The sequence below is a fragment of the Prevotella vespertina genome (assembly GCF_009728485.1).
GTDB lineage: Bacteria > Bacteroidota > Bacteroidia > Bacteroidales > Bacteroidaceae > Prevotella > Prevotella vespertina.
Window position 1 is genome coordinate 97,734 of record NZ_VVIQ01000005.1, and the last position, 22,931, is coordinate 120,664.

Here is a 22,931-nt window from a genome sequence, read left to right on the forward strand (position 1 = left end):
GAATGGAAGATAAAAAACAATCATATTTTGGTGAGGTCGGGAGCGCACTCAAGACACTTGCTACGGGTATGAAGGTGACCATGAAGGAATACTTCACACCAAAGTCTACCGAGCAGTATCCTGAGAATCGCAAGACAACCCTTCACGTAGCCAAGCGTCACCGTGGCCGTTTGGTCTTCAAGCGTGACGAAGAAAAGAATCACAAGTGTACTGCTTGTACAATGTGTGAGAAGGCTTGTCCTAATGGTACTATCAAGATTCTTTCTGAGATGGTTACCAACGAAGAGACAGGTAAGAAGAAGAAACAGCTCGTTGATTATGAGTATGACTTAGGTGATTGCATGTTTTGTGAGTTGTGTGTTAATGCCTGCAACTTCGATGCAATTGAGTTTACAAATGATTTTGAAAATGCTGTGTTTGATCGTTCTAAGCTAGTTCTTCATCTTGATAAGGAAATATATAATGGTGGTTCGCTACCAAAACTTATTGAAGGTGGAGCAGATTGGAAAGTTGGAACATTCAATACTAAAAAGAAATAAGGAGTAAGGGATATGGCAAGATTAATTATGTTTGCGATTCTCGCCGTTGTAATATTGGCTTCAGCTATATTCTGCGTGTCGACGAAACGTATCATGCGAGCAGCAACAGCATTGCTGTTTGTGCTCTTTGGTGTTGCAGGTCTCTATTTCCTGCTCGATTACACATTCCTTGGTGCTGCTCAGATAAGCATTTATGCTGGTGGTATTACCATGATGTATATCTTTGCAATCCAATTGGTGAGCAAACGTACATTGCAAGGACTCTCTGAACGATGGTTAGGTAAGCGTACTTTTCTTGCAGCAGCAATAGCGTTAGTAGGTTTTGCAACTGTTGTTGTTGTATTGCTAAAGAATGCTTTAATCAATAGTACTATCGTTAATGGTGATACGTTGTCAAAAGAAGTAACGATGGATACCATTGGTCAGAACTTGATGAGTGCAGATAAATATGGATATGTACTTCCTTTTGAATTTATTTCTGTATTCCTTTTGGCATGTATTATTGGTGGCCTAGTTATTCTGAATAATAAAAAGAAGGAGGGAAGCAAATGATACCTGTTGGATATTTCTTTGTCCTTAGCGGACTATTGTTCTTTATCGGAGTATTTGGTTTCGTAACTCGTCGTAACCTTGTTGCAATGCTAATCTCCGTAGAGTTAGTTCTTAATAGCGTTGATATCAATTTTGCAGCATTCAATCGTCTGCTTTTCCCTGATGGATATGAGGGTATGTTCTTTACGCTCTTTTCTATTGGTGTAAGCGCAGCAGAATCAGCTGTTGCACTCGCTATTATTATCAATGTTTACCGTCATTTCCACAGCGATCAGGTGAACAGTATTGAAAATATGAAATTATAAAGAGAAACAAATATGTTTGATTACGCATTTTTGATACTTCTTCTCCCGTTCCTAAGTGCTATTGTACTTGGTCTGTTCGGAATGAAGATGCCACGCAAGGTTGCTGGTATTATTGGCACCTGTGTGTTGGGAACGTTATTTGTGCTCAGTCTCTATACAGCTTATCACTATTTCTTTTATACGGGAGAGTATACAGCAATGGGAGAGACTTTCCATGTTACTGACGGTCGTTTAGCTAATGGTACTTATCCAACTGTTACCGTCTTTAATCTAACATGGTTAAAGTTTACTGAGCTTTTGACCTTTAATATTGGTTTCCGTCTTTCTCCAATCAGTGTGATGATGTTAATAGTTATTACTACTGTCAGCTTTATGGTTCACATCTATTCATTCGGTTATATGGCTGAACGTGATGAGAACTACAAGTTTGAGGAGTATGAGCACGGCTTCCAGCGTTTCTATGCTTACTTGTCACTCTTTACGATGTCTATGCTTGGACTCGTTGTGGCAACCAACATTTTTCAGATGTATCTTTTCTGGGAGTTGGTAGGTGTTTGTTCATATCTGTTGATAGGTTTCTATTATCCAAAGCATACTGCAGTACATGCTAGTAAGAAGGCTTTTATCGTTACACGTTTTGCTGATTTGTTCTTCTTGATAGGTATTCTGTTCTTTAGCTTCTATGTAGGAACTTTCAACTATGATCTTAGTGTAAATCCAGGTCTTGTTGAGACATTGAGTGGCTTGGCTAAGAACCCACATTTGACTTGGGTACTCCCAACAGCTCTCTTCTTGATGTTCATTGGTGGTGCTGGTAAGTCAGCAATGTTCCCATTGCATATCTGGTTGCCAGATGCAATGGAGGGACCAACACCTGTATCTGCATTGATTCACGCAGCTACGATGGTTGTTGCTGGTGTATTCCAAGTAGCATCGTTGTTACCTATCTATGTTCAGTTTGGCGCACAGGAACAGCTCCATTGGATTGCTTGGATAGCAGCATTTACTGCCTTCTATGCAGCAGCAGTAGCTTGTGCTCAACGTGATATTAAGCGTGGCTTGGCATTCTCAACCATTTCACAGATTGCTTACATGCTTGTCGCACTTGGAGTTTGCTTCTATGATAGTAAAGAAGGTTCATTCAATAGTCCAGAGTTCCTCCACCATGGTGGTCTCGGCTATATGGCAGCAATGTTCCACCTCTTCACTCACGCAATGTTCAAGGCTCTACTCTTCCTTTGCTCTGGTGCTATCATTGTTATTATTGGTAGTAACTTTAAGGAGTATATGGGGGGGCTGCACAAGTACATGCCAATTACAAACATCTGCTTCTTGATTGGTTGTTTAGCTATTGCTGGTATTCCACCATTTGCAGGTTTCTTCTCTAAGGATGAGATTATCTCAGCTTGTAACACCTTACCAGGCGTAGAAGGGCAGGCTTTGAAGTGGATTATGACACTTGTAGCTGGTATGACAGCATTCTATATGTTCCGTCTCTACTACGTAATCTTCTGGGGTGAGTCTTATTATGAGCAAGATCCAGAGAATCGTCGTCGTCCACAGGAGGTTCCATTCGTAATGTGGGGACCATTGGTATTCCTCGCTGCTATTTCTGTATGTGCTGGTTGGATACCATTTGGTCACTTCGTAAGTGCCAATGGCTTAAACTATGATATTCATATAGATTGGAGCATTGCAACAACAAGTATCATTGCAGCCGTTATCGGTATAGCCCTTGCTACTTGGATGTACATGGGTAAGAAGCAGCCAGTAGCTGATGCCTTACAGCGTACCTTCCCACGTCTGCACAAGGCAGCCCTTAACCGATTCTATATAGATGATGCATGGCAATTCTTCACACATAAGATAGTATTCCGTTGCTTCTCTATTCCAATCGCATGGTTCGATCGTCATGTTATCGATGGTACATTCAACTTCATGGCTTGGGGTACACAAGAGGCAGGCGAGTCAATCCGTTCTTGGCAGAGTGGCGATGTACGTCAATATGCCGTATGGTTTATTACCGGAACTGTAGCATTAACATTAATCTTACTTTGTTTGATATAATAAAATGAGTTGGATATTAACTGTATTTGTAATAATCCCCGTCCTGATGCTCTGTGGCTTATGGGTAGCCAAGAATGATAATCAGGTACGTGGTGTGATGGTAGCTGGCTCAACGGCACTTTTGATTGGTGCTATCTGGTTGACTGTCTATTTTGTTCAGCAGCGTAATGCTGGTAACCATGATGCAATGCTACTGGCAAACTCCGTGATGTGGTTCAAGCCTATGCATATTGCCTTCTCGGTGGGTGTTGATGGTATCTCTGTTGTGATGATTTTGCTTTCAGCTATTATTGTCTTTACAGGAACCTTTGCTAGCTGGCAACTTGAGCCGATGAAGAAAGAGTATTTCCTTTGGTTTGTACTTTTGGCTTCAGGTGTATTTGGCTTCTTTATCTCAACGGATATGTTCACGATGTTCATGTTCTATGAGGTTGCCCTTATTCCTATGTATCTTCTCATCGGTGTATGGGGAACAGGTCCAAAGGAATATTCAGCAATGAAGCTTACTTTGATGTTGATGGGTGGTTCAGCACTTTTGATATTGGGTATTCTTGGTATCTATTACTTCAGTGGTGCTACCACGATGGACGTAATAGAGTTGGCACGTATGCATGCGATGCCTAAGAATATTCAGAACATCTTCTTCCCATTCGTATTCATTGGCTTTGGTGTTCTTGGAGCTTTATTCCCATTCCACACATGGTCTCCTGATGGTCATGCTTCAGCGCCTACAGCCGTATCAATGCTCCATGCTGGTGTGTTGATGAAGCTTGGTGGCTATGGTTGCTTGCGTATTGCAATGTTCTTGATGCCTGATGCTTTGCAGACATGGGCTCCTATCTTCCTAGTTCTGACAACTATTTCGGTTGTTTATGGTGCGCTCTCTGCATGTGTACAGACTGACTTGAAGTATATCAATGCTTATTCATCAGTATCCCATTGTGGTATGGTACTCTTTGCATTGGTTATGACCACACAGACAGCCATCACGGGTGCAATACTTCAGATGCTCTCTCATGGTTTGATGACAGCCTTGTTCTTCGCATGTATTGGTATGATTTATCATCGTGCTGGAACCCGTGACGTACGTTATCTTGGTGGTTTGATGAAGGTTATTCCATTCCTTGCAGTCTCTTATGTAGTAGCAGGTCTTGCTAACCTTGGTCTTCCTGGTTTCTCTGGATTCGTAGCTGAGATGACTATCTTCGTGGGTTCGTTTGAGAATGCAGGCATGTTCCATCGCGTAGCAACAATCATTGCTTGTACAGCGATTGTAATCACAGCGGTTTATATTCTTCGTGTTGTTGGTAAGATACTATTCCAGACCATACCTAACAAGAAGTTCTATGAGTTACACGATGCTACATGGGACGAGCGATTCGCTATTGGCTGCTTGATCTTCTGCGTTGCAGGCTTAGGTCTCTGCCCACTCTTCTTCGAGAATATGATTATTGATGCTGTTCATCCTATATTTGACCACATCATAACATATGTACCAACATTAGGTAATCTTTAATAAACTAGCGTAATGAATTATAGTGATTTCTTTAAGATGATTCCGGAGGCAAGTCTCGTTGCCATCCTGATTGTTTTGTTCGTTGCTGACTTTGCAACGGCAAAGACTGAAGAGCGCAAGTGGTTCAATCCGCTGGCTTCGGTGCTCCTTCTGATAAATACTTTTGTTTGTTTGCTCCCTATGGAAGCACAGACAGCATTTGGTGGTATGTATGTTACCTCTTCTGCTGTAAACGTGATGAAGGCTATCCTTTCTATGGGTACATTCATTGTTGTCCTTCAGAGTCGTGTATGGGCTGCGAAGAGCGGTAAGGAGGGTGAGTTCTATATGCTGATAGTTTCAACACTCCTCGGTATGTTTGCCATGATGAGTGCAGGTAACTTCTTGATGTTCTTCCTCGGGCTTGAGATGGCATCAGTGCCTTTGGCATGTGCGGTTGCCTTCGATATGTATCGTAATGACTCTGCGGAAGCTGCAGCTAAGTTTATCTTGACTGCTACCTTCTCAAGTGGCGTAATGCTCTATGGTATTAGCTTCCTTTATGGTGAGTTCGGCACGCTTTATTTTGCTGATATAACAGCTAAGATGCATGCGACCCCACTCACTATCATGGGACTCGTATTCTTCTTTAGTGGTCTTGGCTTCAAGATATCTCTCGTTCCATTCCACTTCTGGACTGCCGATACTTATCAAGGTGCTCCAACAACCGTTACTGGTTATTTGAGCGTAATCTCAAAGGGTGCAGCCGCCTTTACATTGTTGAGTATCCTGTTCCATGTCTTTGGTGCAATCGTTGAGTATTGGCACGTATTGTTGATGATAGTCGTTGTACTTTCTATCACCATTGCTAACCTCTTCGCCGTGCGTCAGAATGAGTTGAAACGCTTCATGGCGTTCAGTTCTATCTCTCAGGCAGGTTATATCATGTTGACAGCTATCGGCAACGACTGGGCTAGCTCGGTGAGTGCATTGAGCTATTACGTTCTGATTTATGTTGTTGCAAATATGGCAGTCTTCACGATTATCTCTGTTGTAGAGCAGAATAATGGCGGTAAGACTAACATTGACGACTATAATGGTTTCTATCAGACTAACCCGCGTCTGAGCTTCTTGATGACTTTAGCAATGTTCTCGCTTGGTGGAATTCCTCCATTCGCAGGTATGTTCTCAAAGTTCTTCGTATTTATGTCTGGCGTTAATGGCGCTGATATTAATACCACGATGGGAGCCTGGTCATACGCTGTTGTCTTCATCGCATTGATTAATACAGTTATCTCGCTCTACTACTATTTGAAGATTGTGAAGGCAATGTACATTGTTCGTACAGACAACCCATTGCCAACCTTCAAGAGCGATTGCAATACGAAGTTCGCTTTGGCTGTTTGTATGGCAGGCATTCTTCTCTTCGGAGTTTGCAGCTTCGTATATGAGTGGATTGCAGCAGCTGCATAAAGTATATAATTAGAATCTTATTATAAGATGCCCAGGACTTTAATAGTCTTGGGCATTTTTGTTTTGCGCCTCTATTTTGCGCCTCCCACCCATCATTGTTTGCCAGTAAGTAGGGGAGGCTTGAGAACCTTTGAGATAAGCCTCTGTATCGTCGCAGATAGGGCTTGTCTTATTGTAAGAAGAGTACCCTTTGATTAACTCATATGTATCAGCGAATTAGCACATATGTGTTACCTCCACTAACACATATGTGTCACATCGGTTAACACATATGTGTCAATTTCATGATTACATATGTATTAGAAAAAGCGTAAAAAGCACATGAGATTCAAGCAAGATAAGTAATAAAAAAGACAGAACCCAAATGTTAGAGTTCTGTCTTATGATATGCATGATCTGTTAGTTTCTGAACTTAGAATGGAAGGTCATCCTCTGGGCTTCCAGCACTCTCCTGTGTTGGAGGGAATGGAGCTTGTTGCGCAGCAGGTTGTGCTGGTTGTGGTGTGACAGGGGCAGCCGTTGCTGGTGCACCAGCCATAACAGCAGCAGCATCTACACGCTGAATGTTCCATGCACGGATGTTATTGAACCAACGACCGTTATATTCGTGGGCATCAATATCAAAACTTACGATAACCTCCTCACCAGTCTTAATAGCGAATTGCTCAATTCTATCGGCTCCAAAGATGTTGAAGACCATCTTCTTTGGGTACTGGTCATGTGTTTCTATGACATATTCTTGTGACTTCCATGGTCCACGAGCAGAAGTACCCTCACGCGGAGCGAGGACTGCGATAATTTTACCTTGTAACTCCATTGTCTGACTTTATTTTGGTTTCTTATTTATTTAAATGTGTTTGCGAAATTAATAAATTAGTTCTAAAAACGGAAACTTTCATACTTAAATTTTGTTTTTCACATCCTTTTTTGTATTTTTGTGCGTTGAAGCGAAGAGCCTATGATATTACTTGTTAATGGTTCTACCTTCGTGATATTAAAGATTGAAATATTAACTAAAATAAGATACCAATGAGGTTTAACCTTTCAAGCACTGCCTTGAGCAGCCGATTGTTGACACTCTCACGAGTAATTAATAGCAAGAATTCACTTCCGATTCTTGATTGTTTCCTCTTCGAGGTACATAATGGACAATTAACGATTACATCTTCTGATAGTGAGAATGTGATGTGTGGAACTTTGATTCTTGATAGTTGTGAAGGGGAAGGAGACTTCGCAGTTAACAATCAGACCATCCTTGATGCTGTGAAAGAACTCCCTGATCAGCCTCTCGCCCTTGATGTGAATTTCAATGAGATGAAGATTTATATCACTTATCAGAATGGCTCTTATAACTTCCCAATTCTCGGCGCTGATGAATATCCAAGAGTGCAGCCAATCTCTGATAATGCGTCTTCAATCACGATAGATGCAGCGAAACTCTCTGATAGTATTAATCGATCAATCTTTGCAACAGCACAAGATGAGCTTCGCCCAGTGATGAATGGTATTTATTTTGATCTAACAAGTGACAGCTTGGCTATCGTTGCAAGTGATGGTCATAAGCTCGTTAGAAATAAGAACTACTCTATTAAGAGCGAGACTCCATCAGCTTTTATCCTGCCAAAGAAACCTGCAACATTGTTGAAGACTGTCCTAGCTAAGGACGGAGGAGATGTTGTGATTCGCTTCGACAATCGCTTCGCTGACATCTCATTTGCTGATGGTAATTTGTCTTGTCGACTCATAGAAGGAAAGTATCCTAATTATAATAGTGTTATCCCACAGGACAATCCTAATAGAATCACAATCGACCGCAAATCACTGATTGGAGCTTTACGTCGTGTGTTACCATTTGCTAGTGATTCATCACAGCTTATCCGTTTCCAGGTTTCTACTGGCTTGTTAGAGTTGAACGCTGAAGACATAGACTTCTCTACAAGCGCAAAGGAGAGTGTTACTTGTGAATACGATGGTAATGCAATGAGTATAGGCTTTAAGGGCTCAAGCATGCTTGAGATATTAAACAACCTTGAGAGTGATGATGTAGTTATTCAGTTGGCTGATCCTTCACGAGCAGGAGTTATTGTTCCATGCGTACAACCAGAGAACGAAGACATACTCATGTTGATTATGCCAATGCTGTTAAACGAATAATAGGATATTCTAATAATATACATCTTACAGGGGGATGGCTATATCTCTAATAGATAGCCATCTCCTTTCTAATTGTAGTAGGGCTTATAAGCAAGCGTATGAAATTGAATTTGACGAAACCTTTAATAGTATTTGATCTGGAAACGACGGGGCTTGATTTGGTAGCTGATCGTATAATTCAGATCTCATATATTAAAGTATATGTTGATGGGAAAGAGGAGAGAGAGAATTTCTTTATTAATCCAGGTAAACCTATTCCCGCAATTGTAACAGAATTGACAGGTATCTCCGATGAGGATGTTGCAGACGCACCAACATTCAAGCAGAAGGCAAGGGAGTTAGCCGATAAGTTCGCAGGTTGCGACTTTGCAGGATTTAATTCTAATCGTTTTGATGTACCAATGCTAGCAGAGGAGTTCTTGCGAGCTGGGATTGATTTCGACTTCTCTAAGTGTAGGTTGATTGATGCACAAAATATCTATCATAAGATGGAACGCCGTAATCTTGCCGCCGCATATAAGTTCTATTGTGGGAGGAAGATGGAAGAAGACTTCGTAGCGCATCGTGCAGATCAAGATACGGAAGCTACCTGGCGTGTGTTACAAGGTGAAGTTGCCATGTATGCCCCAGGCAATCAAGAGGAAGAGCGTGTCCTCAATAATGATATGGACGAGTTAGCAGAGTTTTCGCGTATGAATGACTTTGTTGATTTTGCTGGGCGTATCGTATGGGAAGATATGAAGGATAAAGATGGTAAGACCCTTCTTGATGCTACTGGTAAAGCTCGTAAACATGAAGTATTCAACTTTGGTAAGTATAAGGGATGGGATGTTGCAGAAGTATTACACAAAGATCCTGGTTATTATAGTTGGATGTTAGCAAGTGACTTTACTTATAACACAAAACAGGTGTTGACACGTATTCGTTTACGTGAATTCAATAATAGATAATGGGATGTTAGAAGGGAAGAAAATAGTTTTAGGCATAACAGGTTCTATAGCCGCATATAAGAGTTGTCTGCTTATACGTGAGCTAATAAAGAAAGGAGCCGAGGTTCAGGTCGTCATTACTCCTGCTGGAAAGGAGTTTATAACACCTATAACCCTCTCCGCACTTACACATAAACCCGTCATTAGTGAGTTCTTTTCTCAGAAGGATGGTACTTGGAATTCTCACGTCGATTTGGGTTTGTGGGCTGATGCAATGATAATAGCCCCATGTACTGCTGCATCATTAGGCAAGATGGCGAATGGTGTTGCTGATAATATGCTTATAACAACCTATCTTTCAATGAAAGCACCAGTATTCATAGCCCCTGCAATGGATTTGGATATGTATAAACATCCTTCAACGCAGAAGAATCTTGAGACATTACGTGGCTATGGTAATCATATTATTGAGCCTGCTAATGGCTTTCTTGCGAGTGGATTAGAAGGGAAAGGTAGGATGGAGGAGCCAGAGAATATAGTGCAGTCTTTGGAGTATTTCTTCTCAGAAAGTATTACTTCTAAATATGCAGAAAGAGGGGATTTACAAGGTAAGACAATCCTTATTACGGCTGGTCCAACATATGAAAGACTTGATCCAGTTCGCTTCATAGGCAATTATTCTTCGGGTAAGATGGGATTTGCTTTAGCTGAAAATTGTCTTCTGCGTGGTGCAAAGGTTATCCTTATAGCTGGTCCTGTAAGTTTGACTTGTTCTGCTGCTATAGAGCGAATAGATGTTGAAAGCTGTAATGAGATGTATGATGCTACGGTTAGGGAGTATCCTAAATGTGATGCAGCTATCTTGTGTGCCGCAGTTGCTGACTTTCGTCCAGAGCAAATAGCAAAGCATAAGATTAAACGAGAAGGAGATAGTTTAGCACTCACATTAATACCAACACAAGATATCGCTGCTACTATTGGAAAGATGAAAAGCGAGAAGCAATGCCTTGTGGTATTTGCATTAGAAACAAATGAAGAAGAGCGCAATGCACGTAAGAAGTTAGAGAGGAAGAGTGCTGATTTTATTGTGTTGAATTCAACAAGGATTCCTGGTACAACATTTCAATCGGATGATAATCAAATCACAATAATTAGTAAAGATAGAAAGAAGGTTTATGACAAGAAACCCAAGTCAGAAGTGGCTCGTGATATTATTGACGAGCTTGTTAGTTTGCTTTAGTAAGGATATTACTGCACAGGAACTACAAGCGAAAGTAACCATCAATCATAATCAAATTGAGGGTACTGATGCGTCTGTCTTTGAGAATCTTCAACAGACACTGGAACAGTTTATCAATACGAGGCAATGGACTCATTATCAGTTTCAAAAGAATGAGCGTATTGCATGTAACTTCAATATTACAATAAACAAATATGATGTAAGCAATAACATGTTTACTTGTACAGCATTGATACAAGCCAATCGTCCTGTTTATAATTCTGCCTATACTTCTACACTTTATAATAATCAAGATGGTGATTTCAATTTTACTTTTGCTCAATATGAACAGCTAGACTTTAATGAGGAAAATATAGACAATCAATTAACAGCTTTAATTGCTTATTATGCTTATCTCATTATAGGATTAGATCTTGATTCTTTCTCACCGATGGGTGGAGAAGATGTATTGCTTCGTTGTATGAACTTAACGAATAATGCACAGAATCTGAGTTTCACAGGTTGGAAGGCCTTTGATAGTTCTCGTAACCGGTTTGCTTTCATCAATGATTATTTAGATGGGGCTATGAAGCCTTTTCGTCAACTACAATATGATTACTATAGGACAGGATTAGACGAAATGGCAAATAATGCTGAACGTGGCAGAACGAATATTACGACTGCATTAGAGAACGATTTGAAGAAAGCACATGAGAACCGTCCTATAAGTATTCTTCCTCAAATATGGACAGACTATAAGAAGGATGAGTTAGCTAATATATATAAAGGTAAAGGCACACAGAAAGAGAAAGAACAAGTTTATGATATTCTCTTTGGAATTAATGCCAGTCAGAATATAACGTGGGATAAGATAAAGCAATAAGTTTATCTCTTTCAATATCTGAACTTAACAATTATCTAAAGTATTAAATATAACTAGCAAGTATATGCTGAAACATCTATATATAAAGAACTTCACTTTAATAGATCAGTTAGATATAGCCTTTCACTCTGGTTTCTCTGTTATAACAGGTGAGACTGGAGCAGGAAAGAGTATTATTCTTGGTGCTATAGGTTTATTGCTGGGCAATAGGGCAGATAGTAAACAGATTAAACAAGGTGAGAAGAAATGTACAATAGAAGCGCATTTTGACTTATCTCATTATGGTTTTGAATCTTTCTTTGAAGACAATGATATTGATTTTGAACCAGAAGATACTATTATACGTCGTGAACTAACTGCTAGTGGCAAATCACGTGCTTTTATTAATGATACTCCCGTCTCCTTACAAATGATGCGCATACTAGGGGAGCAATTGATAGATATTCATTCTCAGCACCAGAACTTGCTTTTACAAAAGGATGATTTTCAATTGAATGTTGTTGATATTATAGCACAGGATAATGCAGCTCTCTCTGCTTATCATTCTTCTTATCAACATTATAAGGAGTCCTTACAGCGTTTGTCTGACCTAAAAGAGCAGATTGCAAAAGCACAGGAGAATGAAGAGTTTATGCGCTTTCAGTTTAATGAACTAGAGAGTGCTGGACTTGTAGAAGGAAGACAGCAGGAACTAGAACAGGAGAGTGAGACTCTATCTCATTCGGAAGATATAAAGACAGCATACTTTAAGGCAGATCATTTATTGAATGATGACGATAATGGAATTATTAATAAGTTAGGAGAAAGTCTAGATAGTCTTAGTAATATAGAGAACGTCTATCTAAAAGCAAAGGATGTGGTACAACGTTTATCGTCTGTTCATATAGAGTTAAAAGATATTTCAACTGAAGTTGGTAGCGAGGTAGAGAATATAGAGTTTGATCCTTCTCGTCTGGATAGTATCAATCAGCAGCTTGATCAGTTAAACACACTTGAGCAGAAATATCATGTTTCCACAGAGAAAGAGTTGATAGAGATTCGTGATAACATTGCAGAGCAATTACAGAGTATTGATAATAGCGATGAAGAACTTGAATCCTTGACAAAGAAAGTAGATGAAGAACTCAAGCTATGTACGGAGAAAGCTGCTAAGTTAACAGCATTACGCCTTAAAGCTGGTAAGGTAGTAGAGAAAGAAATGAGTCAACGATTGATACCTCTTGGTATTCCAAATGTCCGTTTCAAAGTCGATATAACCTCAAAACCTTTGTCGCTGGATGGTGCAGATAAAGTGCAATTCCTGTTCTCTGCCAACACAAGTACTGCTATGGAACCTGTTGCACAAGTTGCCTCTGGTGGTGAGATAGCCCGTGTTATGTTGTCTTTGAAAGCAATGATTAGTGGAGCTGTAAAACTCCCAACGATTATCTTTGATGAAATTGATACTGGTGTGAGTGGTAAGATTGCTCAGAAGATGGCACTTATTATGCAAGAGATGGGTAATAATAATCGTCAGGTTATTTCGATTACGCATTTACCACAGATTGCAGCATTAGGTAGCTCACATTATAAGGTTGAGAAAGAAGAAACGGTAGAAGGAACACGCAGTCACATGCGAGAATTAAATCAGGAGGAACGTGTCTGTGAGATTGCACAAATGCTTTCGGGTGCAGATATCTCTGATGCTGCTCTTCAGAATGCCCGTGAATTATTAAATCTTAGTCAGAAGTAAATATATAGTCCTTAATTAAACATACACAATGAAAGAAATAATGAATATGAGAACGGGAAGTTTCATACTGTCTCTTATCTTACTGTTGGGAGTTTCTCTCAATGTCTTGGCACAATCTTCAGCTGTGAAGAAAGTGGGCGATGCTGCTTTTACATTAACAACCTTCAAAGCTGATGGTAGTATCTTGGCTACCTCAAATGGTATTTGCATTAGTACTGATGGTGTTGCAGTGAGTCCTTGGAAACCTTTTATAGGTGCTGATAAGGCTGTAATCATTGATGTCAAAGGACAGAAACATGATGTTGTTTGTTTACTTGGTGCCAATGAAATCTATGATATTGTGAAGTTCTGCGTTAGTGGGAAAATGAATGCAGCAACTCTTACCAATATTGTTTCTACTGGTGAAGAAACTTGGATTGTACCGATGGCAAAGAGTGGAACTCCAGAAAAGTCTAATGTTTCGAGTGTTGAGAAGTTTATGGATAAGTATAATTATACTATCCTTTCATCTTCTGCAACGGATAAGTTGAATGGTGCCCCTGTTGTAAATACAAAGGGTCAGGTCATTGGACTCTTCAATGCTTCCGGCTCAAATAAGAGTGCAGTAGATGTCAACTATGCAAAGGACTTCACATTGACGGGACTATCTCAAAATGATGCCACAATGAATCAGTGTAATCTTCGAATCGGTTTACCAAGTAAATTAGAGGATGCTCTTGTTGCGTTGATGTTATCTTCAGAGAAGTCGGCAAATATTCATGAGGAAACTATCAATGATTTCATTTCTAAATTCCCACAGGTTGCTGATGGCTACAATTCACAAGCTAATGTATTGATTGGGAAATCAAATTTCATAGAGGCTGATAAAGTGCTACAAATGGCTATTGCGAAAGCAAATATGAAGGATGAGGCTTATTATAATTATGCCAGAGCAATCTATTATAATACTGTAAATCCAGCAAATAAAGACAAGATGAAGGGAGTTGATTGGACACTTGATAAGGCTTTAGATCAGATTAAAAAGGCTTATGCTATTAAACCCCTTAATGCTTATCGTCATCTGCAAGCACAAATTATTTTCGCAAAAGGTGATTATGCAAATGCCTATAATGAGTTTGACGCACTGACGAAGACAGATTTTAATAATCCAGAACTCTATCTTGAAATGGCACAGAGCCGTCAACACCTTGGTGCTTCTGATAAAGAACTCCTTGACTTGCTCAATAAGAGTATAGAACTTTGCGATACTCCTTATGTTGCAACTTCTGCACCTTATTTCTATATGCGTGGTCAGCAACTTGAAAAAATGGGAGAGTATCGTAAAGCAATGCAAGATTATTACACTTATGAATACTTCAATCAAGGACGCCTATCAGCCGATTTCTATTATATGCGTGAACAATGTGAGATAAAAGGGCGTTTATGGCAGCAAGCCTTACAAGATATTCTTATAGCCTCTCGCCTAGATCCCAAAGAAGCATTGTATCCTACTGAGGCTGGTAGTCTGTTGTTACGACTTAATAAAATGGATGCAGCTATCAGTGCAGCTCAACAAGCTATCCAACTCGACCCTTCACAAGCTGATGCTTATTTGATTCTTGGTATAGCCCAATGTGAGAATAAGCAGAAAGAAGAGGGACTCAAGAATATACAGAAAGCAAAAGAATTAGGTAATTCGCAGGCTGACTCTTTCTTGAAGAAATATCAATAAATATATTTGATAATTTGGCTGTACGGAATTAAATCAGTACCTTTGCACCCATAATGATGGTTCCGTAGCTCAGTTGGATTAGAGCAACAGCCTTCTAAGCTGTGGGTCTTGGGTTCGAACCCCAACGGAATCACCTTTTGAAAAAAGTGTCTAAAACATTTGTTTTAGACACTTTTTCTTTTTTATTAGACTGCAATGTATCTCTATATTTGTTCGAGATAGGCGGATGCCATTTCTGCACAGCGTTCACCATCAATGCCTGCACTTACGATTCCACCTGCATATCCCGCTCCCTCGGCACAAGGGAAGAGTCCTTCTAATCGAATGTGCATGAGATTCTCATGATTACGTAGGATACGGACGGGCGAACTTGTTCGTGTCTCGGACGCAATCATAACCGCTTCATTTGTTAAGAAGCCATGTGCTTGCTTTCCGAAAGTTTTAAAAGCCTCTTGAAGACGTTTGGTAATGAATGACGGCATCCAGAAGTGGAGTGGACTAGAGATGAGACCTGGCGCATAACTTGCTTTAGGCAGATCATAAGATAGGCGGTTATTCATAAAATCAGCCATACGTTGTGCTGGAGCAGTCTGCTTGCGGTTACCTTGTAACCATGTGTCATGTTCCAATTTCTCTTGATAATGCATGATTCTAAGTAAGTCGTCGCCTTCAACATCCTCTGGATTAAGTTGTACAACCATACCAGAATTAGACCATTGCGTACCACGATTGGCAGGACTCATACCATTTGTTACTGTTTGTTCAGGACCTGTTGCTGAAGGAATGACGAAGCCACCGGGACACATACAGAAAGAATAAACCCCGCGCCCTTGTGCTTGTGTGACGAAAGAATATTCGGCTGTAGGGAGATATTTACCTTTACCATTCTTATTATGGTATTGAATTTGGTCAATCAGATGTGAAGGATGTTCAAGACGAACGCCAACAGCTATACCTTTTGCCTCCATTTCGATATTAGCGTCGGCAAGATAACGATAAACATCACGTGCGGAGTGTCCAGTGGCTAGGATAACAGGACCAAAAAACTCTCGTGTAACGCTAATCGCATTGCGATTGTCAATAGCCTTCACACCTACAACCTTGTTGCCATCTAGTATCAAAGATGTCATTTTGGTTTGGAAATGCACCTCACCACCACAATCGAGAATCGTATTACGCATATTCTCAATCACACGTGGGAGCTTATCTGTACCAATATGTGGATGAGCATCAGCAAGAATAGAAGTCGACGCTCCATGTTGGCAAAATACATTTAGAATTTTATCAACGGGACCACGTTTCTTGCTGCGTGTATATAATTTGCCATCAGAATATGCGCCAGCACCGCCTTCACCAAAGCAATAATTCGATTCGGGGTCTACTTCCTGCGTTTTGGTAATTAAAGCCATATCCAACTTACGATCGCGCACATTCTTTCCTCGCTCCAAAACCACAGGGCGCAAACCTAGTTCGATGAGTTTTAAAGATGCGAACAAGCCACCAGGTCCCTCACCAACAACTATAACAGAGGGCTTATTGCTGACATCCTGATATTCAGTCTTCACGTACGCATCATCCTGTGGGAACTCATTTACATAGACACGCACCTTCAGATTCACATAAATATCACGATGTCGTGCATCAATCGACCGCTTTAGAACCCTTACTCGATAAATAGTTTCGGGATCAAATCCTTTTTCTTGAGCAAGATATGCCTTTAAATTAGCCTCATTGTATGCAACTTGTGGTAATACTCGTATCTGAAAATCCTCTGTCATATTGCTTTCTTTTTAGCGCAAAATTAGGTAAATATATCGAGAAAATCGTTGGCTATTGCAATATTTCTTATTATTTTTGCCCATAAGTTTTGTATTTCCTCCATTGTAAGGCGGATACCAAATAATAACCAACACATAAATCAGTAATGAAAGTATTAAAGTTTGGTGGAACATCCGTAGGTTCCGTATCAAGTATTCTTAGTTTAAAGCAGATAGTTGAGAAAGAAGCAAAGCACCAATCAATTATTGTTGTAGTGAGTGCTTTGGGTGGAATAACTGATCAGTTGATTAAAACCTCGTTGCTAGCTCGTGAAGGAGACGAACGTTGGCGCAAAGAATTTGATGCGATGGTCGATCGTCATCATAAGATGATAGACACAATCATTACTGATACTAGCGAGCGAGAGCTGTTATTCAATAAGGTTGATACCCTCTTTGAGCAACTTCAGTCTATATATTATGGTGTATTCCTCATACATGATCTCAGTCATAAAACGCAAGATACGATAGAAAGTTATGGCGAACGATTGAGTTCTAATATTGTGGCATCACTTATCCGTGGTTCTAAATGGATGGATGCACGTAAGTTTATTAAGACTGAGAAGGAACATGGAAGGCAAAGGCTTGATACAGAACTCACCAATCAATTAGTAAAAGATACTTTCAAAAGCCTACCACGTATCTCGATTGTCCCTGGATTTATTGCAGAAGATCGTGATACGGGAGATATAACGAACTTAGGAAGGGGCGGAAGTGACTATACGGCTTCCATTCTTGCTGCTGCGCTCGATGCAGAAGTCTTAGAGATTTGGACTGATGTGGATGGCTTTATGACCGCCGACCCACGTGTTATCAAGGAAGCCTATACCATCAACGAACTTTCTTATGCGGAGGCGATGGAGTTAAGCAACTTCGGTGCAAAGGTAATCTACCCGCCAACCATCTATCCCGTATGCGTAAAAAACATCCCCATCAGGGTGAAAAACACTTTCAATCCTCAGGGAAAAGGGACGATTATCAAATCGAGTATAGAGAATAATCAGAAGCCTATCAAAGGAATCTCCTCTATTAAAGCCACAACCGTCATTACGGTCACCGGACTTTCAATGGTGGGAGTTGTCGGTGTGAACCGTCGTATCTTTAGTTCGCTGGCTGCAAATGGAATCAGCGTATTCTTAGTTTCTCAAGCAGCGTCTGAGAATAACACGTCTATTGGTGTTAAGGATGAGGATGCTGTCAATGCCGTTAACGTTCTAAATGAGGAATTTAAACTCGAAATTGAGGATGGGCGTATGTTCCCGATGTATGCCGAAAGCGGCTTAGCGACGGTTGCTATCGTTGGAGAGAATATGAAGCACTCGCCGGGCATAACAGGAAAATTGTTTGGAACGCTAGGACGTTCGGGTATAAGCATTATTGCCATTGCCCAAGGCGCATCAGAGATGAACATCTCTTTTGTAGTGAAAGGCTCCGATTTAAGGAAATCTTTGAACGTATTACATGATTCGTTTTTCCTATCCGAATACAAGGTTCTCAACCTTTTTATATGTGGTGTTGGAACTGTTGGTGGTAAGCTTATCGAACAAATAAAGAAACAATACGAAGAATTGAAGCTACATTCTAATCTAAAACTGAATGTCGTTGGCATTGCTTCGTCCCATAATGCTATCTTTAATCGTGAAGGTTTAGACCTTGATCATTATTCGGAAGAGCTAAAAGCGAGCGAACCTTCTAACCCAGAGAAGCTGCGTGATTCGATTTTACAGATGAATATTTTTAATTCTGTATTCGTGGATTGCACTGCCTCAAAGGATGTTGCCGACTTGTATCAATCTTTGTTAGAGAATAATATATCCGTCGTTGCAGCTAACAAGATAGCTGCTTCGGGACCATTTGAGGAGTATGAATTACTGAAACGTACCGCCTTACAACGTGGTGTGAAATTCCGTTTTGAGACAAACGTTGGAGCTGGTTTGCCAATCATTGGTACAATCAACGATTTACGTAATTCGGGTGATAAGATTCTAAAGATAGAAGCAGTCCTATCGGGCACACTTAATTTTATTTTTAATGAGATTAATGCGGATATTCCTTTCTCCGAAACCGTGAAACGAGCGAAGGAACAAGGCTATAGTGAGCCTGATCCTCGCATAGATTTGAGTGGAAAGGACGTCATTCGCAAGCTGGTTATCCTTACGCGTGAGGCTGGTTACAAGGTAAATCAAGAGGATGTTGAGAAAAATCTCTTTGTGCCTGACGAGTTTTTCAAAGGCTCTTTGGAGGATTTTTGGAAGAATTTGCCCAATCTTGATACTGATTTTGAGCAACGCCGACAAAGACTTTCCGAGGAAGGTAAGCGATGGCGTTTCGTAGCGACTATGGATAATTGTCGGACGAGTGTAGCGTTAAAGGAGGTAGCTGCTAATCATCCGTTCTATAATCTAGAAGGTTCAAATAATATCGTCCTATTGACGACGGAACGTTATAAGGAGTATCCCATGCAAATCCAGGGATATGGCGCAGGAGCCTCAGTGACGGCTGCAGGTGTTTTTGCGAACATTATGAGTATCGCCAATATATAAAAGGTGTAATTCGTAATAGATGAATAGAATTTCATCATTTCAAACCAGCGATTAGTAACGATTAAAATTAAGGGCAGACAACTTCGTCTGCCCTTAATTCATCCAGGATATGATTGGAAATATCTTTTACATTCAGTTTTTCCATTCTAGCATTTTTAGAATGTAATTATCGGATTTTTCTGACGCATATATTGGCTTTTTATAAAACGTACCTCCGTTTTTGATGAAATGTACCTCCATTTTTAGTAAAACGTACCTCCGTTTTTGATGAAACGTACCTCCATTTTTAGTAAAACATACCTCCGTTTTTAATAAAACGATAGTACTTTTTACCTAAAACGATACTACTTTTTGCCCAAAACGATAGTATGTTTTATTCAGAAATAAGCATGATTTTTGTAAGATATTGTATATCAGATTGTTATAAAGGACTAATGAAATCCTCTCAAAAATCGTATATTTGGGCGAGAATAAAGGTTGATTGAGTAAAAACGCAAATACAGCGTTGCAATTAGCAATATATTATTACAAAGTGCGAGATATATTCTTTTGTAAAATCCTCCCTTAGGAAGCGGTTATTCGATAAGGCTCGACTGACAATCCCTGCCGTTTGCCAGTCGAGTTTGATAAATCAAATCAGTTTTTTAACCGATGTTGTCGAAGAGAGTTTAAATAGACTTCCCATCGGACAAACAAAGCGGCAGTAGGGACGCGGTACGAAGATTGACAATACAAGGAATAGGATTGCAATGAGAATGACAATCCAACCTGTTGATTGGAAGATGAAGGCAACGAACAATTCATAGTCCATCCATTTCGACCATACACCTGCTAACATCAGAATCATTAGAACCCAGAATAAAATTTTACGGAAGTGTTCTAGATTTTGCACCAGTCGTTTACTCATTTTCCATTTATGATGATTCGTCATTCCTACTAATTCTTGTGCTGCACCATAGGGACAAACATTCGAACAATAATAATTCTTTTTGCCAAATAGGGGGTAGATAAAGGCGGTAATGAGCATTACGATGGGAATGAGTGATAGCCAAAAATTGACACCACCAGACATGAATCCGACAAGAACCGACCATGAAATGAAGGTTCCGCTCCATAGTCCTAAGATGGCAACATTTAATAAAAGTTGGAAAATGCGATAGCGTTTATTTTTTACAAACAGAGGAATGATAGCCGCCATTAGGACGACTAGCAAACCGATAAGCGACTTTGCCCGCAAATCCATCTTATCGAAGAGCGAAGGGCGTTCCATGTTTTTAGAAGCATATAGTAGTCCCGCCTTCATATTTCCTATGATTCCACGAGACGAATAGGTAGCTCCTGTCACACCATCTACTTTCATTGCGAGTGCTTGCTTCGGCGTTTTGCCATCCCAACGGGTCAATAATGCGCTCGCCTCTTGGAAGAAATCAGGCGTCTCAGAGTTTTTTAATGCTTTTACCTTATCAATTTTACCTTTCTTAATATAGATTTCCAGCGGAACAGCCCCGCCGAATCCCTTTACGTCCTTGGCAAGATAAGTGGTATTAATAATGATTGTGCCATCATCTAATGTTCGGAGCGTATCAATTTTATTGGTTTTTGCAGTTTTTTCTTTATTAAATAAGCTATCTCCCCATAGCTTTCCATCTCGTTGTACGGCTGCTACTGCGATTACCAAAATACATGTAATCAATATAAATACTTGCTGTAACTTCTTCATAAATATATCCTAAACATCTAAGAATTGCGTTGCAAAAATACAAATTAATAATTTCTCACCTTTTATTATTATATAGATATAAGTTTGCTTATTCATAGTTTAACTTTGTTAACGATGTTTTAACAGGTTAAGCTTGTTGGTGAGTTTATTTCTTTGTACATTTGCGCAATCCATAAGATGAATACCTAAATCGATAATTTATCGTTGAGAAGTACAAATTAAAACCTAAACAAATATGAATAACAAAAGAACTTGCCTATATGACAAACATGTTGCATTGGGCGCACTAATCACACCATTTGCTGGTTTTGATATGCCAATTCAGTATACTGGCATTACGGAAGAACATAACGCTGTAAGAGAACATTGTGGAGTTTTTGATGTTTCTCACATGGGAGAATTGCTTGTTACTGGGCATGATGCAGAGAAATATATCAATCATATCTTCACAAATGATGTGACGGGGCTACCTGCAGGCAAGGTGTTATACGGAATGATGTGTTATCCAGATGGTGGAGTAGTAGATGATACTTGTATTTGCAAACTAGATGATCAAGTATTTCTCATGACAATCAATGCGTCAAATATAGAAAAGGACGTGGCATGGATTGAGGAAAATGCGAAAGGATATGATGTTATTCTAGAAAATAAGAGTGAGGCTTACGGACAATTAGCTTTGCAAGGTCCAGAAGCTGAAGAGAAAATGGAGAGCGTCTTAGGACTTAGTACGAAAGAATTGAAGTTCTATGAAGTGAGACAAGTAAAGGTAGGTGACGAAATTATTATTGTTTCTCGCACGGGTTATACAGGAGAAGATGGTTTTGAAATCTATGGTTCTCCCCAATATATCAATGAAGCATGGGATAAACTCATCGCAGCTGGCGTTACACCTTGTGGGCTTGGCTGTCGCGATACATTGCGTTTTGAGGTAGGACTCCCTTTGTATGGTAATGAATTAACAGATAAAATCTCTCCTGTAATGGCTGGTTTATCTATGTTTGTTAAGTTGGATAAAGAAGAGTTTATAGGAAAAGAAGCACTTCAAAAGCAGAAAACAGAGGGAGTAAGCCAGCGTCTTCGTGGTATAGTTCTAGATGCCAATGCTATTCCTCGTCATGGATATAAGGTGCTGAAGGATGGAGAAGAGGTAGGCGTGGTAACAACTGGCTATCGCTTAATATCCACACCAAAGAGTTGTGCTGTAGCTTTGGTTGATGGTTCTATCCAGTTGGGCGATAAGCTAGAGATACAAATCCGAAAGAAATCATTCTCTGGAGTGGTTGCTAAAAAGAAATTCTACGATAAACATTATAAGAAGTAATGTTTTTATAAGATATGATTTGAATTAAAAACCTAAAAAATAAATTATTATGACTAAAGTAGTTGAAGGACTCTATTATTCAGAGTCACACGAGTTCGTTAAAGTTGCAGGTAATGTTGGTTATATCGGTATCACTGATTATGCACAGCATGCGTTAGGTAATATCGTTTATGTCGATATGCCAGAAGTAGATGATGAGATTGAAGTTGATGAAGATTTCGGCGCAATAGAGAGTGTGAAAGCAGCATCCGACCTTAAAGCTCCCGTTTCTGGTAAAGTTTTAGAAATCAATGAGGCTTTAGAGGATGAACCAGGTTTGCTAAACAAAGATGCCTTTGATAATTGGATTATAAAGGTGGAACTTTCTGATACATCAGAATTGAAAGATCTTATGGATTCCAAAGCTTACGAAGAGTTCTGTTCTGAAGATTAAAGATAGATAAGGATTATTATCTAATTACGTTCTTATTA

General features: G+C 39.8%; 18 protein-coding genes and 1 tRNA gene. 16 read left to right on the forward strand and 3 right to left on the reverse strand.

The genetic code is table 11. The features are described from left to right. Positions 1 to 2: 2 nt before the first annotated feature. Genes F0475_RS06205 through F0475_RS06230 form a run of 6 tightly spaced genes read left to right on the forward strand, consistent with a single transcriptional unit; the run spans position 3 to position 6,431 of the window. Positions 3 to 539, forward strand: coding sequence for a 4Fe-4S dicluster domain-containing protein (locus tag F0475_RS06205; protein WP_155715938.1), 537 nt, complete (start codon positions 3 to 5; stop codon positions 537 to 539). A 12-nt stretch (positions 540 to 551) separates the two neighbouring features. Beyond that, positions 552 to 1,091 carry an NADH-quinone oxidoreductase subunit J family protein gene (locus tag F0475_RS06210; RefSeq protein WP_009434127.1) on the forward strand — a complete coding sequence of 180 codons (540 nt, stop codon included), beginning with the start codon at positions 552 to 554 and terminating at the stop codon, positions 1,089 to 1,091. After that, positions 1,088 to 1,396: an NADH-quinone oxidoreductase subunit NuoK gene (gene nuoK / locus F0475_RS06215; protein ID WP_004360908.1), complete on the forward strand. Its 309-nt coding sequence runs from the start codon at positions 1,088 to 1,090 to the stop codon at positions 1,394 to 1,396. Before F0475_RS06210 ends, nuoK begins: the two co-directional genes overlap by 4 nt. 12 nt (positions 1,397 to 1,408) lie before the next feature. Continuing rightward, positions 1,409 to 3,463 carry an NADH-quinone oxidoreductase subunit 5 family protein gene (locus F0475_RS06220; RefSeq protein ID WP_155715939.1) on the forward strand — a complete coding sequence of 685 codons (2,055 nt, stop codon included), beginning with the start codon at positions 1,409 to 1,411 and terminating at the stop codon, positions 3,461 to 3,463. A gap of 4 nt (positions 3,464 to 3,467) precedes the next feature. Further along, positions 3,468 to 4,979 carry a complex I subunit 4 family protein gene (locus F0475_RS06225; RefSeq protein ID WP_155715940.1) on the forward strand — a complete coding sequence of 504 codons (1,512 nt, stop codon included), beginning with the start codon at positions 3,468 to 3,470 and terminating at the stop codon, positions 4,977 to 4,979. Positions 4,980 to 4,991: 12 nt separating this feature from the next. Further along, the gene (locus tag F0475_RS06230) at positions 4,992 to 6,431 is read left to right on the forward strand and encodes an NADH-quinone oxidoreductase subunit N (RefSeq protein ID WP_155715941.1); all 1,440 of its coding nucleotides are present in this window, start codon (positions 4,992 to 4,994) and stop codon (positions 6,429 to 6,431) included. A gap of 412 nt (positions 6,432 to 6,843) precedes the next feature. Here F0475_RS06230 and F0475_RS06235 read toward each other — a convergent pair whose 3' ends face one another. Beyond that, positions 6,844 to 7,248, reverse strand: a complete 405-nt coding sequence (locus F0475_RS06235; RefSeq protein WP_155715942.1) for a DUF3127 domain-containing protein — start codon at positions 7,246 to 7,248, stop codon at positions 6,844 to 6,846. Positions 7,249 to 7,460: 212 nt separating this feature from the next. Between F0475_RS06235 and dnaN the strand changes: the two genes are divergently transcribed. The 7 genes from dnaN (at position 7,461) to F0475_RS06270 (ending at position 15,192) form a co-directional block, all read left to right on the forward strand. Next, positions 7,461 to 8,585: a DNA polymerase III subunit beta gene (gene dnaN, locus F0475_RS06240; RefSeq protein ID WP_155715943.1), complete on the forward strand. Its 1,125-nt coding sequence runs from the start codon at positions 7,461 to 7,463 to the stop codon at positions 8,583 to 8,585. A 98-nt stretch (positions 8,586 to 8,683) separates the two neighbouring features. Further along, positions 8,684 to 9,535 (forward strand): 3'-5' exonuclease, encoded by an 852-nt coding sequence (locus F0475_RS06245; protein WP_155715944.1) that lies wholly within the window; start codon positions 8,684 to 8,686, stop codon positions 9,533 to 9,535. A gap of 4 nt (positions 9,536 to 9,539) precedes the next feature. Beyond that, positions 9,540 to 10,754, forward strand: a complete 1,215-nt coding sequence (gene coaBC, locus F0475_RS06250) for a bifunctional phosphopantothenoylcysteine decarboxylase/phosphopantothenate--cysteine ligase CoaBC (protein WP_155715993.1) — start codon at positions 9,540 to 9,542, stop codon at positions 10,752 to 10,754. Beyond that, the gene (gene porD, locus F0475_RS06255; protein ID WP_234422971.1) at positions 10,690 to 11,616 is read left to right on the forward strand and encodes a type IX secretion system protein PorD; all 927 of its coding nucleotides are present in this window, start codon (positions 10,690 to 10,692) and stop codon (positions 11,614 to 11,616) included. The genes coaBC and porD overlap by 65 nt, the downstream gene beginning before the upstream one ends. A gap of 64 nt (positions 11,617 to 11,680) precedes the next feature. Next, positions 11,681 to 13,348 (forward strand): DNA repair protein RecN, encoded by a 1,668-nt coding sequence (recN, locus tag F0475_RS06260; protein WP_155715945.1) that lies wholly within the window; start codon positions 11,681 to 11,683, stop codon positions 13,346 to 13,348. Between the two features lie 28 nt (positions 13,349 to 13,376). Next, positions 13,377 to 15,059, forward strand: coding sequence for a tetratricopeptide repeat protein (locus F0475_RS06265; RefSeq protein WP_155715946.1), 1,683 nt, complete (start codon positions 13,377 to 13,379; stop codon positions 15,057 to 15,059). 58 nt (positions 15,060 to 15,117) lie between these two features. Further along, positions 15,118 to 15,192, forward strand: a tRNA-Arg gene (locus tag F0475_RS06270). Positions 15,193 to 15,262: 70 nt separating this feature from the next. On the opposite strand, the gene F0475_RS06275 is transcribed toward F0475_RS06270, so the two are convergent. Then, the gene (locus F0475_RS06275; RefSeq protein WP_155715947.1) at positions 15,263 to 16,837 is read right to left on the reverse strand and encodes an NAD(P)/FAD-dependent oxidoreductase; all 1,575 of its coding nucleotides are present in this window, start codon (positions 16,835 to 16,837) and stop codon (positions 15,263 to 15,265) included. A gap of 146 nt (positions 16,838 to 16,983) precedes the next feature. Here F0475_RS06275 and thrA point away from each other — a divergent pair, with 146 nt between their 5' ends. Further along, on the forward strand, positions 16,984 to 19,419 hold the full coding sequence (gene thrA, locus F0475_RS06280) for a bifunctional aspartate kinase/homoserine dehydrogenase I (RefSeq protein WP_155715948.1): 2,436 nt from the start codon (positions 16,984 to 16,986) through the stop codon (positions 19,417 to 19,419). Between the two features lie 631 nt (positions 19,420 to 20,050). Here the strand turns inward: thrA and F0475_RS06285 are convergent. Beyond that, complete coding sequence (locus tag F0475_RS06285) at positions 20,051 to 21,139, reverse strand: 4Fe-4S binding protein (RefSeq protein ID WP_155715949.1); 1,089 nt, start codon at positions 21,137 to 21,139, stop codon at positions 20,051 to 20,053. A gap of 235 nt (positions 21,140 to 21,374) precedes the next feature. On the opposite strand from F0475_RS06285, the gene gcvT reads away from it, so the two are divergent. Both gcvT and gcvH read left to right on the forward strand, forming a co-directional pair. Next, complete coding sequence (gene gcvT / locus F0475_RS06290; RefSeq protein ID WP_155715950.1) at positions 21,375 to 22,460, forward strand: glycine cleavage system aminomethyltransferase GcvT; 1,086 nt, start codon at positions 21,375 to 21,377, stop codon at positions 22,458 to 22,460. A gap of 49 nt (positions 22,461 to 22,509) precedes the next feature. Then, positions 22,510 to 22,893 carry a glycine cleavage system protein GcvH gene (gcvH, locus tag F0475_RS06295; protein ID WP_009434089.1) on the forward strand — a complete coding sequence of 128 codons (384 nt, stop codon included), beginning with the start codon at positions 22,510 to 22,512 and terminating at the stop codon, positions 22,891 to 22,893. The last annotated feature ends 38 nt before the right edge of the window (positions 22,894 to 22,931 follow it).

Bases quoted from the DNA above. Each gene is read 5' to 3' on its own strand.
- F0475_RS06245 (WP_155715944.1), top strand. From the start codon at position 8,684: ATGAAATTGAATTTGACGAAACCTTTAATAGTATTTGATCTGGAAACG.
- F0475_RS06275 (WP_155715947.1), bottom strand. From the start codon at position 16,837: ATGACAGAGGATTTTCAGATACGAGTATTACCACAAGTTGCATACAAT.
- dnaN (WP_155715943.1), top strand. From the start codon at position 7,461: ATGAGGTTTAACCTTTCAAGCACTGCCTTGAGCAGCCGATTGTTGACA.
- F0475_RS06220 (WP_155715939.1), top strand. From the start codon at position 1,409: ATGTTTGATTACGCATTTTTGATACTTCTTCTCCCGTTCCTAAGTGCT.
- F0475_RS06265 (WP_155715946.1), top strand. From the start codon at position 13,377: ATGAAAGAAATAATGAATATGAGAACGGGAAGTTTCATACTGTCTCTT.
- F0475_RS06285 (WP_155715949.1), bottom strand. From the start codon at position 21,139: ATGAAGAAGTTACAGCAAGTATTTATATTGATTACATGTATTTTGGTA.
- F0475_RS06210 (WP_009434127.1), top strand. From the start codon at position 552: ATGGCAAGATTAATTATGTTTGCGATTCTCGCCGTTGTAATATTGGCT.
- F0475_RS06235 (WP_155715942.1), bottom strand. From the start codon at position 7,248: ATGGAGTTACAAGGTAAAATTATCGCAGTCCTCGCTCCGCGTGAGGGT.
- F0475_RS06205 (WP_155715938.1), top strand. From the start codon at position 3: ATGGAAGATAAAAAACAATCATATTTTGGTGAGGTCGGGAGCGCACTC.
- coaBC (WP_155715993.1), top strand. From the start codon at position 9,540: ATGTTAGAAGGGAAGAAAATAGTTTTAGGCATAACAGGTTCTATAGCC.
- thrA (WP_155715948.1), top strand. From the start codon at position 16,984: ATGAAAGTATTAAAGTTTGGTGGAACATCCGTAGGTTCCGTATCAAGT.
- gcvH (WP_009434089.1), top strand. From the start codon at position 22,510: ATGACTAAAGTAGTTGAAGGACTCTATTATTCAGAGTCACACGAGTTC.
- F0475_RS06225 (WP_155715940.1), top strand. From the start codon at position 3,468: ATGAGTTGGATATTAACTGTATTTGTAATAATCCCCGTCCTGATGCTC.
- gcvT (WP_155715950.1), top strand. From the start codon at position 21,375: ATGAATAACAAAAGAACTTGCCTATATGACAAACATGTTGCATTGGGC.
- F0475_RS06230 (WP_155715941.1), top strand. From the start codon at position 4,992: ATGAATTATAGTGATTTCTTTAAGATGATTCCGGAGGCAAGTCTCGTT.
- nuoK (WP_004360908.1), top strand. From the start codon at position 1,088: ATGATACCTGTTGGATATTTCTTTGTCCTTAGCGGACTATTGTTCTTT.
- recN (WP_155715945.1), top strand. From the start codon at position 11,681: ATGCTGAAACATCTATATATAAAGAACTTCACTTTAATAGATCAGTTA.
- porD (WP_234422971.1), top strand. From the start codon at position 10,690: ATGACAAGAAACCCAAGTCAGAAGTGGCTCGTGATATTATTGACGAGC.